This is a genomic window from Burkholderia alba, assembly GCF_034721475.1.
Taxonomy (GTDB): Bacteria; Pseudomonadota; Gammaproteobacteria; order Burkholderiales; family Burkholderiaceae; genus Burkholderia; species Burkholderia alba.
Genome location: NZ_JAWJWL010000010.1, coordinates 117,353 through 132,133, shown reverse-complemented (window position 1 = coordinate 132,133; position 14,781 = coordinate 117,353). Strand labels below are relative to the sequence as shown.

The 14,781-nt window shown below is 64.2% G+C and carries 15 protein-coding genes; 5 read left to right on the top strand and 10 right to left on the bottom strand.

Going from position 1 to position 14,781, the window contains the following annotated elements; genetic code table 11:
- Positions 1–10: 10 nt before the first annotated feature.
- The gene (locus tag RZR99_RS13685) at positions 11–1,195 is read left to right on the top strand and encodes a Bcr/CflA family efflux MFS transporter (RefSeq protein WP_323120314.1); all 1,185 of its coding nucleotides are present in this window, start codon (positions 11–13) and stop codon (positions 1,193–1,195) included.
- 155 nt (positions 1,196–1,350) lie between these two features.
- On the opposite strand, the gene RZR99_RS13680 is transcribed toward RZR99_RS13685, so the two are convergent.
- Entirely contained in the window at positions 1,351–2,004 is a 654-nt protein-coding gene (locus RZR99_RS13680) for an acyl-homoserine-lactone synthase (RefSeq protein ID WP_323120313.1), read from the bottom strand.
- A 549-nt stretch (positions 2,005–2,553) separates the two neighbouring features.
- Between RZR99_RS13680 and RZR99_RS13675 the strand changes: the two genes are divergently transcribed.
- The 3 genes from RZR99_RS13675 to RZR99_RS13665 all read left to right on the top strand — a co-directional run bounded on the left by RZR99_RS13675 (position 2,554) and on the right by RZR99_RS13665 (position 4,960).
- Positions 2,554–3,267, top strand: a complete 714-nt coding sequence (locus RZR99_RS13675) for an autoinducer binding domain-containing protein (RefSeq protein WP_323120312.1) — start codon at positions 2,554–2,556, stop codon at positions 3,265–3,267.
- A 347-nt stretch (positions 3,268–3,614) separates the two neighbouring features.
- Positions 3,615–4,376, top strand: coding sequence for a hypothetical protein (locus RZR99_RS13670; protein ID WP_323120311.1), 762 nt, complete (start codon positions 3,615–3,617; stop codon positions 4,374–4,376).
- Positions 4,373–4,960 (top strand): C39 family peptidase, encoded by a 588-nt coding sequence (locus RZR99_RS13665; RefSeq protein WP_323120310.1) that lies wholly within the window; start codon positions 4,373–4,375, stop codon positions 4,958–4,960. Before RZR99_RS13670 ends, RZR99_RS13665 begins: the two co-directional genes overlap by 4 nt.
- 46 nt (positions 4,961–5,006) lie before the next feature.
- On the opposite strand, the gene RZR99_RS13660 is transcribed toward RZR99_RS13665, so the two are convergent.
- The 9 genes from RZR99_RS13660 to RZR99_RS13620 form a co-directional block, all read right to left on the bottom strand.
- Positions 5,007–5,408, bottom strand: coding sequence for a cupin domain-containing protein (locus tag RZR99_RS13660; protein ID WP_323120309.1), 402 nt, complete (start codon positions 5,406–5,408; stop codon positions 5,007–5,009).
- A 13-nt stretch (positions 5,409–5,421) separates the two neighbouring features.
- Positions 5,422–6,597 (bottom strand): class C beta-lactamase, encoded by a 1,176-nt coding sequence (gene ampC, locus RZR99_RS13655; RefSeq protein WP_323120308.1) that lies wholly within the window; start codon positions 6,595–6,597, stop codon positions 5,422–5,424.
- Between the two features lie 397 nt (positions 6,598–6,994).
- Positions 6,995–7,396, bottom strand: coding sequence for an ATP--cob(I)alamin adenosyltransferase (locus RZR99_RS13650; RefSeq protein ID WP_323120307.1), 402 nt, complete (start codon positions 7,394–7,396; stop codon positions 6,995–6,997).
- A gap of 125 nt (positions 7,397–7,521) precedes the next feature.
- The gene (locus RZR99_RS13645; protein ID WP_323120306.1) at positions 7,522–7,707 is read right to left on the bottom strand and encodes a helix-turn-helix domain-containing protein; all 186 of its coding nucleotides are present in this window, start codon (positions 7,705–7,707) and stop codon (positions 7,522–7,524) included.
- A gap of 26 nt (positions 7,708–7,733) precedes the next feature.
- Positions 7,734–8,261, bottom strand: a complete 528-nt coding sequence (locus tag RZR99_RS13640; RefSeq protein WP_323120305.1) for a cupin domain-containing protein — start codon at positions 8,259–8,261, stop codon at positions 7,734–7,736.
- Between the two features lie 422 nt (positions 8,262–8,683).
- Positions 8,684–9,457, bottom strand: coding sequence for a coniferyl-alcohol dehydrogenase (locus RZR99_RS13635; RefSeq protein ID WP_323120304.1), 774 nt, complete (start codon positions 9,455–9,457; stop codon positions 8,684–8,686).
- A 182-nt stretch (positions 9,458–9,639) separates the two neighbouring features.
- The gene (locus tag RZR99_RS13630; protein WP_323120303.1) at positions 9,640–10,179 is read right to left on the bottom strand and encodes a hypothetical protein; all 540 of its coding nucleotides are present in this window, start codon (positions 10,177–10,179) and stop codon (positions 9,640–9,642) included.
- 459 nt (positions 10,180–10,638) lie between these two features.
- Positions 10,639–12,456, bottom strand: a complete 1,818-nt coding sequence (locus RZR99_RS13625) for a S53 family peptidase (protein ID WP_323120302.1) — start codon at positions 12,454–12,456, stop codon at positions 10,639–10,641.
- A 1,119-nt stretch (positions 12,457–13,575) separates the two neighbouring features.
- Positions 13,576–14,046, bottom strand: a complete 471-nt coding sequence (locus tag RZR99_RS13620; RefSeq protein ID WP_323120301.1) for a universal stress protein — start codon at positions 14,044–14,046, stop codon at positions 13,576–13,578.
- 526 nt (positions 14,047–14,572) lie between these two features.
- Between RZR99_RS13620 and RZR99_RS13615 the strand changes: the two genes are divergently transcribed.
- Positions 14,573–14,707 carry a hypothetical protein gene (locus RZR99_RS13615; protein ID WP_323120300.1) on the top strand — a complete coding sequence of 45 codons (135 nt, stop codon included), beginning with the start codon at positions 14,573–14,575 and terminating at the stop codon, positions 14,705–14,707.
- Positions 14,708–14,781 lie beyond the last annotated feature (74 nt).

Sequence of the window (14,781 nt, the reverse complement as noted above, 5' to 3'; positions counted from 1 at the left end):
GCGCTCCGCCATGACCTGGGCGCCCGTCCTGCTGGCCTTGTTCGAACTGGCCGTGTACCTGTCCAACGACATGTTCCTGCCCGCGCTGCCGGCCATGCGCGGCGATCTGTCGGCCGGTACCAACTTGGCCCAGCAGACGCTGACACTGTGGTTCCTCGGCGGCGCCGTGTTCAACCTGTTGCTGGGCCCGGTATCCGATCGCTTCGGACGCAAGCCGGTGCTGCTGGTCTGGGGCGTGCTGTTCTGCGCGAGTTCGTTCGTCTGCGCCACGACCAGCGATATCGCGCTTTTCCTGACCGCGCGTTTCCTGCAGGGCGCGACCGTATCCGCCGTCGCCGTATGCGGCTATGCGACGATCCACGAAATGATGGACGAGACGGCAGCCGTCAAGACGCTCGGCTGGATGAGCTTTCTCACCGTGCTGGCGCCGGCCTTCGGCCCCACTCTCGGCGGCATCATCGTCGAGTGGTGGGCCTGGCGGCCGATCTTCGGGCTGATCGGCGCGGCGGCCGCGATCGTCGTGCTGCTGATCGCGTGGCGCGTGCCGGAAAGCCATCCGGCAGCGCGTCGCACCTCGCTGCGAATGAGCGATGTGATCGCGCGTTACGGCCGCCTGCTCGGCAATCCGGCCTTCATGGTGAATACGGTGTCCGCATCGATCCTGTTCGGCGGCACGCTCGCGTGGATCGTATCCAGCCCGCATCTGCTGCTCGAGGTGCAAGGCTACAGCCCGGTACGCTACGGGTTGACCCAGCTCGTGCTGTTCGCCGGCTTCATGATCGGCGCGGCCGTGGTGAGCGGACAGGCGTCGACCGTGCGAAAGGAAGTCTTCGTGCGCGCCGGCATTGCGATCGCGCTCGCGGGCGGCCTGCTGCTCATGCTGTCCGGATGGATCGCCGAATCGGTGTGGCCGCTGCTCGCAGGCGTATTCGTCTACAACGTGGGGAACGGCCTGACGTTCGCGATCTTTCAACGCATGGCCATCGACGGAAGCACCGAGCCGGCCGGCGCCAAAATGGCCATGTTCGCCACGGCCATGGTGTCGTGCGCCACGCTCAGCAGTCTGCTGGCCAGCTTCGCCGACCGCAACATGTGGCACTTCGTGGCCATCATGTTCACGGGCGCGGCAATCGCAGTCGCCGCGATCCGCCTGCGCTGGCGCCGTCGGCGAGTGCTGGAACTGTCCGGCGAATAGGCCGCGCAATATCGATCCGGCGCGCGAGGCTCGCGGGAGGGCCCTCGGAGGCCTCGGCTGTCCGGCCGCAGCGAAGCGCGTCGACAGCCTCTCGATTGCCCTGCCCGCCCGGATACGCCATCGGAACAACGGCATGGCGCCGGCCGGATGAAGGCTCAGGCCGCTGTCATGCCGCAATCGACGCCGGCCGGCAGGCCGGGGCCAGCAGCCTCGCGGCGGCACGGGGCCGCCTCGAGATCGAGCGCGTCGAGTGTGCGCTCGTCGATGGCGACCCAGAACGGCACGGTCGGTTTGCCGTCGATCAGTTGAGGCGGCGCGGCCCGCCGGACGCTCACGCCCATGCGCCGCAGCAGCCGCTCGTTACCCAGCACCGAAAAGGCAATCAACCGCTGAGCTCCATGCCTCTGCGCCACGCGCACGATTTCCGCCATCAGGCCTCGCGTGTTGTCCCACGCTTGCTCGGCAGTCAGGGATTCGTCGTCGGGCGTGCTGATCGCGAAGCGCGACAACTCCCACACGTCGGACGCGCCGGGCAGCGCCGCGTTGCCCATCAGTCCGGGAAACACGGAACCGAGCAGATAAGGTCCGCTGGTCGGCAACAAGCGGCCGCACCCGGTCACGTCGCCGCGTTGACTGAGGGCGACCACGTAGAGCGTGTCGGCATGGTCGAACTCGTCGGACTCCAGACCGCCGGCGACAGGCAGAGACCACCCGAGTTTCTCGATGAATACCGCGTACCGGTATTGCTTGAGCCGCAGCAGCATCTCCCGGCTCAGTTCGGCGCCATTCCCTGATAAAAAGCGCAGCATCGCGACGGCTCCCTGAATTCGGTTCCGCAATTCAAGCCAATACCTGGTCATTCATCTAGCTGCCCGTATGGACAGGGCATGACGATGTCGCAATCCAAGCCTTCCGGCTGCTTCATTTACGAAATTTCTTTATCTGGCCACCGATGCCAACATGATAAAATTTCTGCAATAACATCTATATCGAAAGACTATTGTAATTAATTGAATTGAAAACCTCGATACTCGAGCGTGTTCACGCACGGCAGTCGGAAACACTGAAGAATTACGATGTGTGACATGCGGATCACATGGATGAAACATGATCGCTTCGCCAGTGCCGGCGCGTCGATCTTCAACCGCTTCCAGTCTGGATATTCCGTGTTTTCCTTGCCCCGGCGGCTACGGTAACCTCGATCGACGGCATGCCGCCACGGAGCGCGCCGGCGTGCTTCGCCGCAGATTCGTTTCGATATTTTCGTTTCGCTCCGCGATACCCGGTTTTATTTACTTAATCAGCATCATTTCCGACATGAATTGCTGTTTTTGAAAGTATTTAACGCAGGTGCCATCATGCAAATGTGGAGAGAGACGTATCTGGACTTATTTGCTGCGGCGCAATCCGAAGCCGATATTTTTCGGGAATTATCGTTTGCGGTCAGGGAGTTGGGTTTCGAATACTGCTCATTCGGCACTTGTGTCCCATTTCCGATCAGCAACCCGCGATTTACGCTTCAGTCCAACTACCCGGACGCCTGGGAAACCCGATATGTCAGTTCCAACTATTTCGCGATCGACCCCACGGTCCGGCACGGCCTGACTCAATCGATGCCGCTGGTCTGGCGAACGAACGGCCAGACGCAAAGCCCCGAGTTCTGGGAGGAAGCGGCTCACCACGGGCTGCGTTACGGCTGGAGCATGCCGACACTGTGCCGCAACGGACCGGTCGGATTGGTCACCATGGTGCGCTCGGGCGAGCCGATCGACCGGCGGGAGCTCGTATCCAAGGAATACCGGATGCTATGGCTCGTCGACGCGGTCAGCGGCGCAATGCGCGCGGATTTCGCTACACGGCTTGCGCCCGAATACGCGGTCGAACTGACAGGCCGCGAACGCGAGGCCCTGAAATGGTCGGCGTCGGGAAAGACCTACGTGGAGATCGGCATGATCATGTCGGTCGACGAACGGACGGTCAAATTTCATCTGGTCAACACGATGCGCAAGCTCAATGCGATGAACAAGACCGAGGCGGCGGTCAAGGCGGCGATGCTGGGCCTCCTGTGGTGACGCCGCGGTATCGTCGAGCGCCCCACGCTCGAGACGATTTCGCGAGCGATCCGGATGCCGGCACTATTCAATTTCTCCGGCGCGACGCAAGCCAGCCGCATACAACGCCCTGTCCGGGGAATGAGATGGTCCAAGCGGCGGTCCGATCAGGCTTCGACGTCCGGGCAGCCACCCGCCACCCTCCTATTTTTAATAGGTTTACTTCCTCTCAAAACCCCATATAACCAACATCACCCGTCATGCGACGCGTCAGGCCGGACGATCGCCCGCACGACACATGGGTGCACCGACCTTGCCCGATCACGCGCCGAAGCCGCGCGTCGTCTCCCCGCCTCCGAGGATCTGCCATGCGAACACGCCGAGCATGCCGTGCCTTGCTGCAAGCCGCTGCCCTGACGAGCGCCGCCCTCTTCGGCCAGCATGTGCTGGCCGTCGCGCAACCGGTTTCCAGCAGCGCCGTATCGAACGAGGATACGGCGCCTCGCGCGGCCGCTGAGCAGGGGTTGATCACCCTCGTCCAGCGCCTCGCCGCGCTTCCGCCGTCCGGCAACGCGCCGCGCATCATGGCGGTGAACCACTACACGGATTTGCGCCGCGCTTCGATCGGCTACGGATTCCAGGTCAATCTGCTGGATCCCCAGGCGCTTCTGAGCGGCGGCAGCCTCGCGGCCAGCGCACACCCGAGCGGCGAGTGGCGCTTCGTCGTGATGCTGGACAGCCAGCCGGTCGGATTGATCACCGTCGCGCAAGTGCGCAGCCGCTGGCGGATGGTGTCCGCCGGCGCCAGCGAACTGGCGCGCGACATCATGCCGGTCGTGTCGCGCTATGCCGGCCGGACGCCCCCGGTTCAACTGCGTTTCCTGCGCAGCCAGCAAGCTGTCGCCGATTTCATCGAAGTCGCGCCTTCCGCCGCCGACACGCCGGCCGCCCCCTCGTATCTCGCGCTCGATACCGTGCGCGAGGCGCTGCGCCAGACGTCCGGCGACACGCGAACGGCCGCGCCCAACCTGCAGCCGCGCCCGGAATCCCAGTTGATGCCGGCGTTGCGCGCCAGCGTGCGGCGCGGCATGCTCTCGCCCCGCTTCATGCACCAGGAGACGCCGCAATGAAAGCCCTCTCGCTCGTCCGCCGCAGCGTTGCCTTGCTCGGGCTCGCGCTGCCGATCGCCGCGATGAGCGGCGCTCAGCAACTCAACGTGCCGATCGTGCAGCAGGATCACAGCGAATGGTGCTGGGCCGCCGACGCCGACGCGGTGCTCACCTATCGCAACATCTCCACGTCGCAGTGCGCGATCGCGAACTGGGTCAGCGGCGTCGGCTACGCGTGCAACAACAGCAGCTTCGACTGGAACGACGCGGTGAATTCGCCGAACTACCTGAGCGGCACCACGGGAATTTCCGGAATCCTGTGGTCGCTGGGCCGGCGCAACTCGACCTACTACGACGAACCGCTGTCCTATCAGGCCGTCACCTCCGCCATCCGGCAAGGCAACCCCGTCGTCATTCTCTGGCAATGGCCGAACGGCGGCGGACATTTCCTGGTCGTGGACGGATATGACGACAACGGACAGATGATGTACTTCATGAATCCATGGCCCGGCGAAGGGGCGGGATACGGCGACTATGACTGGATGAGCGCCGGCACCGGCAACATGGGAACCCACACGTGGGTGGAGTCCCTGGTCACCCACTGACCCGGCCGGCGGCGGCCCCCGCGCAGCCATGCCGCCGCGCTTCGCGTCAATCGGGTACCGCTACGTTGAACGGCTTGCCCGGCACGCGCACCCAGCTCGCCAGGACTTTTGCACCGGCGGGGCCGGCCGTCGTCACGTGAACCACGCCGGCGGGCAATTGGAACGTCTCGCCCGCATGAAAGACGCGCGGCGGCTCGCCTTCCAGCCGCACCGTCACCTCGCCCTCGAGCACGTAGCAAGCCTCGGGGCCGCTGGCCTTGTGGCGCGGCTTGGCCGCGTTCGGCGGAAATTCGGCGATCCCCATGCCCATCTCGTGCCCGGTTCCCGGCACGGCGACGCGCTGCAGGACCACGGTGTCCTTGGCGTCGGGCGCTTTTCCGGCCGCGAGGGCCGGCTGCGCGCAGGACAGGGCCGCCAGAATCGGCAGGCACCATCGGATCCGATTCATCGCGTCCCCCTTCTTATTGATCAGGCTTGTTGTCCAGCGTCGTGAGAATCCGATAAGCGGCCTTCACACGGTCGTCGATCGGAAAATTCTTGTTGGCCAGGATGACGATCCCGAGCCGCTTTTCGGGGATGAACGCGACATAGGAGCCGAAGCCGTTGGTGGACCCTGTCTTGTTGATCCACACGTCCTGCCGGGGCGGCTGCGGCGGCGTGATCGCGCTGACCGGCGTCGGGTCGAAGATCATCGACGCTCCGTTCCCTTTCAGCAGCGACTTCAACGAGACCGGATACGGGTACTGTTCCCAGATCAGATCCTGCGTCATCGGTCCCGCCTTGAAGTAGCCGGTATGCGTATCCGTGACGGCGTCCTGGAGCTTCCCATCCAGCTTGATCAGTTGCATGTTGGCCTGCACGAAGCGAATCATGTCGGTCGCCGTCGCCTTGAACCCGTAGGCTTCGGCGAACAGCATGCCCGGCTTCATCCGGATCGGCGCGCCTTCCGTCGTGTAGCCCTGCGCATAATCGGCCATGCGGGTCTCGGGAACGTCGATGTAGCTGCCGGTCATGCCGAGCGCGGGAAGCAACTGCCCCTGCATCAGCGCGGTGAAGTCCTGCCCCATGCTCTTAGCGGCGATCAGACCGAGCATGCCGATGCTGGGATTGGCATAGGTCCGGTAGGTCCCCGGTGCATAGGCGGGGCGCCACGCCTGGAAATACCGGATCAGTTGCTCGTCGTTGCGGATGTCGTCCGGCACCTGCAGCGGCAGCCCGCCCGGCGTATGCGTGCCCAGATTCATCAGGCTGACGTGGCCGAAGCTGCTGTCTTGCAGCGAAGGCAGATACTTGCCCGTCTGGTCCGACAGCGACAGATAACCGCCGCGCTGCGCGTAGGTCGCGAGCGTCGCCGTCAAGGTCTTGCTGACGGATCCCAGTTCGAACATCGTGTCGCGCGTGACGGCCTTGCCGGTATCCGTCGACGCCACGCCGTAATTGAAGACATAGGGCTGCCCGTCCGCCACGATGCCGACCGCGACACCCGGAATCCGGTACTTCTCCATGAGCGGCCGTATCTCGCGATCCACTTCGCTTCTGATTCCGTCCTGGCGGGCGTCGGCCGCCTGGGCGGCGCACGGGATGGCGCTGATCGACACGGCGATGGCCGCGATCACGGTGCTGACGTTCAACTTCATATCCTGGGTGTCCTTCGGTGTCGGTCGGTTGTTCGATTTCGGTGGTGCGGGAGCCGCGCGGCTTTGTCCTGGATTCCGCGAGCGGCTCATGACGCCGCATCCCGGAACACGCGGCGCCGGCAGGCGACGGATGTCCGGCTCGGGGGATGCAATGCCAAATGATTTCTATCGGACGGATCGGCATGCGCTGACGGCGCAGATTGGACAGCACGCCCACCGAGCAGCACTATCCGCTGTTCCCGGGGCGCTGACAAACGAGGATATTTTTTCGCAGGATAAAGAAAATCTTATGGCTGCCTGGTGCGGCGTTGCCGAACGCGATCACCGGTGTGTCGCATTCGGCGGACACGCGCAATCAACCCGCGCGGTGCGAGAGGGCTGCTCCGCGCGGGACCGCTCATGCCGATGCGGGATACGGCGTCGACAGCAGCGATCGCGCAGTGGCCAATGCATCGTCGCGCGTCGTCTCCACGAGCAGCGGATAGCCCCAGACTTTCTCGAACGGGTCGGAAAATGCTTCCAGTACCGTCCGTTTGTCCGCGTCCGATTCGATCGCGATCATCGCACCGATCTGCTCGCGCGATTTCGGACGGTTTTTCTTGGCCCACAACACCGCCTGCTTACGGCCCTCGGCATCGTCGTGGGACGAGTCGTCGCCGGCCGGGGCATCGTCGGTCAAGAGCACGAACCGATCGCCTCTCGCAAGCAGCGTATCAAGATGGTCAAACACATGCGCCGCGCCCTCCCCGGACGTGTAACGCAACCAGACGAACGGAAAATCCTTGCTGTCGATATCCATGACGGCCTCCCAAGTGATAACGATTCTCATTCTAGATATCGGGATCCCGCGCGTCATTCGGCAATCCGGCCATTCTCTTGATCGATCCGGCCAAACTCGGTGCTTGCGGCTGCGTGCGTGACCGCTCAGCCGTGACGCGCCTTCAGATAACGCATCGGCGATTTGCCGGTCGTCTTGCGAAACATCGCGATGAAGCTGCTGGCGCTTTCGTAGCCGAGATCGATCGCGATGTTCTGCACGCTGTCGCCCGCCACGCGTTTCTGCAGCGCGAGGATCACGTGCCACTGGCGGCGCCAGTCGCCGACACTCATCCCGACCTCCTGCTGCACGAGCCGCCTCAGGCTGCGCTCGCGCCGGCCGATCCGCCTGGCGAATTCGGGCAAGCGTGTGTGGTCGGCGGGATCGGCGAGCGACATGCCGGCCAGGTCCCGCAAGCGCCGGTCGTCCGGCATCGACAAGACAGATCCTCGACCGGCGTAGCGGCCAGTTCGTCCAGCAAGGTGGCAGCGAGCCGCCCTTCGGGACCATCCAGGTCGGACAGACAGGGAAAACCGGCCGCTTTCAGCAACAACTCGCGCAGCAGCGGCGAAACGGCCAGCGTGCAGCACTGCCCGGGTAGCGCCGGGGACGCGTCCGGCTCCACGAGCACGCAGCAACATGCGGCGCCGATCAGGCCGCGCTCCACGCCGCATCGGATCACGCCGTCGAGCGTGCCAATCAGTTGCGCCTGGCGGTGTCGGTGCGTCTGACGCTGCGAGGTTGACCCGGCAACCGACGCCTCGATCATCACGAGCGGTCGAGGCACCTGATCGATGTCGAGCAAGGTCAACGGAGCGACGCCGGTGGCGAGCGGAATGGTTCGCATGAGCGGGCCGGAGAAGGATGCATCGAGAGGGGAACGGCTGTCCCGGGAAATGGATACGCGTGCGGCAGCGGTCATTCCGCTACGAGGTCAGAGGCACGCGTGTTCGGCGAGTGCGCGAGGCTGAACGAGGCATGGTGAGGCAATTCCGGATGGTCCGCGATGAGCCCGAACACGCAATGATCAAGGAGAGGCGCCGGGCGCGGCTTGCTCCGTATCGAGCCGTGCGGAGCAGTCGGACAAGCGCCGTGGCTTCATGCGATGGCGCGACGGCATGCGCCCCGGGAAGTCTCGCGTGAGCAGCGGCCGTCGACCGTCCGATGACTACCGCGGGTCGCAGACCCGCCTGTCGCGCCGTGACGGCTGACTACGAGGCAACCCGGCCGGCCCCCCGAACGCAAGCGGCTTCAGCCCCGGTCGCACCTTCACAGTCCGTATTGCTGCGCCTGGATGTGCGCGAACATCCCGCCGTCCGCCGCGATATTCGCGCCGCGCAGCCAACGCGAACCGTCGCTCAGCAGAAATGCCACGACCGGCGCGATATCCGTCGCATGTCCCGGCCGGTCCATCGTCTTCATGTCCTCTTCCACCCGCGCACCGAGGGTCTGCACGAAGTCCTTGAGAATCGGCGTGTCGACCGGTCCCGGGCTGACGGCGTTCATCCGGATGCCGCGATCGCGCCAGGTCCAGCGGTTCTGGATGGTCCACGCGATCAGCGCTTCCTTCGCGAAGAAATAGCTGCGTGTCTGGTCGATGCCGTGCCGCGCATTGAATGCGGCCACGCCGTCGAAGTCGAGCGCCTCCGCCGCCTTGATCGTCGCCACCGCCTCCGGCCACCCGAGGCCCGCGAGCGAAGCGAGATTGACGATCGCCGCACCGTCGGCCAGTTTCGGCAGGACGCCGAGCGTCAGGTACTTCAACCCGACCAGGTTCACCTTCACCACCGCGTCGGCCGGCCGGGTCGGCGGCAATCCCGCGATGTTCGCGAGTCCGTGGATCGCTTGCGGCAGCGCGTTCAGCAGATGATCGATCGCCGCCTTGTCGCCGAGATCGGCGCTCAGGAATCGATCGACCGCCACCTTCGGCGGATTGACGTCGACACCGATCACGATGGCGCCCAGCGATTTCGCAAGCCGCGCGGTTTCCTCTCCGATTCCGGAACCGACCCCGGTGATCAGCAGGGTTTTGCCATCGAGCATGTCTTCTCCTGTTCGTCCCGACGCAGACGGAAAGTCGGCGCGGCGGGTTGCATCGTGCATCGCGCAGCAATCCGCTGGACGTTCGCCGCGGCCGCAAGGCGGCGGTTCATCGCGCGCGCCGCGAGCCGGACCGCGCAACCGAGACGGCGGTTGCCGCGCCGCCGGCTCGACGCCCGACGCGGCTATTGCGCGGCGACCTTCGCGTTCAGCGTGACCGTGATCGCCGGATCGTAGTACGGCACGGTGATCATCGCGTCGTCGCTCGGGTCCGCGCTGAAGCGGAAATGTTTCGGCATGATCTGCGTGGTCGACGCCTTGACGGTCGTTTCGGTCGGATCATAGCCCGGCTTCTCGCAGCGGATCTTCAGATCGGAATCCGAGCGGCGGACCGTCACCGTGTCCGGCGCGGTGATCGACCAGTCGCCCTTCGCGTTGGACAGGGTGCAGGCCGCGCCGGCCACCGTGCCGCCGGCATCCACGACACGAATCGACAGATCCTCGCGATTCCGGTCCTCGCCGCCGGACTGGCCGTTGTTCCCGTCCGTCACGCTCCTTTGATTCGTGCCCTCCAGCATGTTACCCAGCTTGGGAATCGACCCATCCAGGGGGGCGGCGCAAACGTGAATGGAAACAAGCGAAACGGCGATCGTTAATGCAGCTTTCTTGAGATTTTTCGGCATGGACGGACTCGTTGGATTGTTATTCTGAGCGTCGTGCGGCACACGACGCCGCCGGGAAGCGGCCGGATCAGGCGGGCTTCATGATATACGGCAATTCAATCCCGTATCGGCTCGTTTAAGGCCATTGTGCGGGGCGAGGGAGAGGGGGCATGGGCGCGCTCGACACGGGACACGCTGGCTGAACGGCAGCGCCGCTACCGGATGCCAAGTGAAAGTCGATGCACCGGCAACGATTGCCGGTTCCAGGCGCTGCGACGATTCCTGCGGCGCCAACCTGCGCGTCCGTTCCGAGTCCGGCTTTCCGTCCGGGCTCACGCGCAAACACTCGGAGCGGCGGGACACCCGTTTCCGGCGCGAACATCGCGTAATCCATGTCGCGTATTTTCCGCGGACGCTCCAGCCGCCCGGCGATACCCGGGGCCCAGCCCGCGGAAAGACAGCGGGCCGGGCCGGAATGCCTCCCGACCCGGCCCGCCCGGTCAAGCCGCAGCGCTCAGATCCTCAACGGGCAAAATCCGACGTGCTCTGGATGAACGTATTCAGCTTGGAGATATCGACACTGCCGAAACCGGTAGTCGCATCCCAGCCCGTCTTGGCGGCGTATCCGTATCCGCCGCTGCCGTTGTTGCCGGACGTGACGTCGTGGATCAGCGCCGCGTTCGACGGGAAATACTTGTAGATGCTCGTCGCCGGGAAGCCGAGGGCGTTGTTGTTCGCCGACTGCAACCGGGCCCAGATCCCCGTGAAGATCGGTGCCGCGAGGCTCGTGCCGCCTTCGTTGTTCAGATAGCCCGAGCCCCACAGCGTGTCCGTCGTCTTGCCGGAGACAACCAGGATCGCCCCCGTCCGGATGTCGGCGTCGAAGCCGACGTCCGGCAGCGCCCGGTAGCTCGACCCGGTCACGCTGGACGACTGCCACGACGGCGCGCGCTCGTATTTGCTGAACCCGCCGCCCGTCGACCACACCGTCCCGGACTGCCAGCTCGGATCGTTCCACACGATCTCGCTGTTGTACGCGTTGGTCGCCGTGTTGGTGAACAGCGTCGTGCCGCCGACCGCGATCACGTACGGCGACGTTGCCGGCTCGCTGACCGTATAGGTCGAACCGGACGGCTTGCCGCTCGCGCACTCGTACGCGCCGTGATCGCCCGCCGACACCGAGAAGGTCTGCCCCTGCGCGACGGCCTGCTTGAAGATCGTGTCGTCGGTCGCCTGCGATCCGGCGCTGTTGGCGGACGATTCGCACACGCCGAGCGACACGTTGATGACCTTCGCGACATTGTCGGTGACGGCCTTGTTATAGGCTGCGGTGATCGCCGACAGCGTCATCGAGGGCGCATCGTAGAACACCACCTTCTTCACGCTGCCGCCGGCCGCGCCGACGATCGACTGGCTGTCCAGATTCCACTCGACCATGCCGCTGGTATCGGTGTACGAACTGCCCGACGAACCGGTCTTCACCACCGAGCTGCTGATCGTGCCCAGTCCGTTGTTCGATGCGAAGGTGTTCAGGTCGGCGATCGTCTGCGTCAGATCGCCTTCGGAAATGATCCCCACCGTGGTCTGCGATGCGTTCGGCGTGGTCCCGCCGCCGTAGATCGACGAGAACTCCGTCGGGTTGTGCGGCACGGCGGACGCGCCGGCCGGAATCGTCAGATTGCTGGTGTTCCCCTTGGGCTGGCTGGTCGCGCCCGTATGCATCACCTCGACGTTCTGCAGCCCGAGCACCGCTCCGACGATGCTGCCGAGCGCACTCGGCACCTGGGCGGCGTCGGTGTTCGCATAGACGCTCCGGCCATCCTTGCTGAAGCGCTTCAGCGTGGTGCGGAACGCGGACTTGACCGTGGCGGCCGTGCCGGACGCGGAGACGAGCAGGCGGTTCGGCGACACCACGATATTCACGAAGCCCGCCTTGCGCAGGTGCGCGGTGACCGCGGCCACCTGCTGCTCGGTGGGCGCGTACTGGGCCGCGAACTGCTCCGGCGTGACGAAGCGCCGGTACTGCGGTGAGCCCGGCGTATGCAAGTCGTGCAGGAACTGATCCAGTTGCGCTTCGTTGCGCAGGTTCAATCCCAGCACCACGTCGACCGTTTCGCCCGCCGTCATCTCGACGGCCGAGTTCGTCGCGGCGGCGGTGGCCGCCGACGCGCCGCTGCTTTCCTTGAGCTGCACCAGCGGCAGAAAGCCTTTGGTGCGGGTTTCCGTCCAGCCCGCATCCGCCGCCGCATGCGCGGTAGTCGCGCCGAACGCCCCCGCCACGGCGGTTGCGATCATCAACTTGAGGATGCTGTTCCCTGTCTTGCCTGAAACGTGATTCATTTGAAGTTACCCCCTCGGTTAAATATCAAATGCCATCGACATCGCCTTGTTCCGGAGGCGCCGAGACAATGCGCCTCCGTCCCTCTCCACCCCGGCCCGGCCTGCTCTGTGTAGGCGGCCGCGTCTCGGGGTGCGCGGGTTCTTTCGGCCTGGAGGGAAACCTCCGCTTCCATCAAGCCGTATTCTTCATCGATCATTAGCAGTACGACATATGCAGATTTCGCGTTTTCCAGGCGAACCGACCCGGCTCCTCGCCAGGCTGACGGCACAGGCCGTGCGTTCGACCGGAACCGGTGCTCACGCATGAATGCAAGCCGGGTACGCAGTCGTCACCGCGTGCCTGCCAACTTCGATAATTCTGGAGTCCTATCGGGCCGGGAGACTTCCCCGCCCGGCTGTCGAGCGAAAACGGGACGGCAACGAGCCCCCCGTGCCCACGCGATCGGCGTCGCGGAAAGATCCGCTCAAGGGCGCCGTTGCGGCGCAACAAGAACGGAAGGGGACTGTACGGATATTGATTGCTTTGTTTGCAATACGTCAGATTTCTTGAAGCCAACAGTAGCAAGAACGAAAACCAGGCGTCAAACTTTTTTTGATTGGATGTAAAAAATTTAAATGCGAATACATGAAAGCGATCAGTAATTTAAAAAACATTTTGTAATACTGAGTGCTAAAAAACGCCATAATCGCGAGATAACGCATTCATATCCATCGATGGAGCATCAATGGGCAGCGGGTGCTTTGTTTGGGTGGGGTTCGTCCGTGATTGACGTGGAACGTATCGCTGTGGCGCCAAGCGTCGCTCGAGACCGAATGGACCGATGCACGCTGAAAGAAATCAGGGCGGGGAAACGGACTGATGTTGCAGCGCAAGGATCGCGCGCGCCCAAACTGTGGGACGAGTCATGCCGCGATCGCGGCCGTCAAGTCCGCGACGGGGTCGACGTACGGGTCATGTCGAACGGCGATTTCGCCCGCGCCGCCGTTACGCGCCGGCGCACGGAGTACACGCCCGCGGTTCGAGCCATGCCGTGGCGGATCGGCTCGTCATGACAGGCGCCTCGCGGCCAGGTCGCCGATCACACCTGCCGCGGCCGGTCCCGCCATCGCATCGAACGGTCATCCGGCGGCGTCGACCGCGGGCTCGCCGCCGCGCACCATCAGCACCGGGCACCCCGAGACACGCAGGAAGCGTTCCGCCACGCTGCCCAGCAGCGCACGTCTGACGCCGCGTCGGCCATGCGTACCCAGCACGACGAGATCGGCGTCGAACTGCCGCGCGGCACGCGCGATCCGCTCCGCGATCTCCTCCCCCAGCAGATCGGTTTCGATCAACTCGGCCTCGCCGGAAACGCCGGCCTGCCGCATGTCGTGCTCCGCTTCGGTCAGCACGCGTCGGCCGTCGTCGCGCGACGCAGCCAGCAGCGCACCGGGATCGAAGTGGCCGGCGTAGTTGAACAACGCCGACCGGTCGACGATCGACACGGCGAGCAGTCGACCGCCGGTCGTCGCCGCGATCCGGATCGCTTCCCGCAGTCCATGCTTCGACACCTCGCTGCCGTCGAGCGCCACCATGATTTTCTGATACATGAAAGTCCCTTTCCCGTGGAACGGCATGCATGCGGACCGTCGAACCGTCGTCCTCGGCCGTGCGCGCCGATGCGGCATGCCGGGCTGGCCGCCGCACCGTGTGCATCATCGGAGGTTCCGTCGCTTCGGCATTGACGCCGGTCAAGCGCAAGCGGTGGATTCGGCTCGCGGAATGGAAAATCATGCGCGATGGCGCTCGAGCATGGCCGCATGAAGACGGCTCCCTCTCCAACGGAGCGCCTGGGAACGGATCAAAGCCCATCAGGATCCACGTTCGACACAGGCTCAAACAGGCGCATCACGCCCCCCTGATTCAAACGTCTCCTCGTGCCTGATTTTCGCGTGTACCACGCCAAGCTCGTACTTGTAGAAATTAGAAAATCAATCGATTATTTTCCATCCGATAACAAAATACGCGTTATTCGCGACAATTCATCGCGATACGCAGCGTGACGCGAATTAGAACGACACAAGCGCGTTTCGCACATCCACCTCTTATTACCTCTTATTCCTTCGACACCTTGCAATGAAGATCAGCCATACGATCGTCAACGGCAACGCATGTCCGGATCTCGACCATGCAGCCTATATACAGACCGGCGCGGCGATCAAGGGCGGTTCCGTGCACGCCGGAGCGCTGATCCCGCTTGACTATCTATAACGTGCGCCCGGCGGTCTTCGCCAGGCGGATCGGCGGACAATCGCGGCACTGCGTCGACGTCTCCCGTCACCATC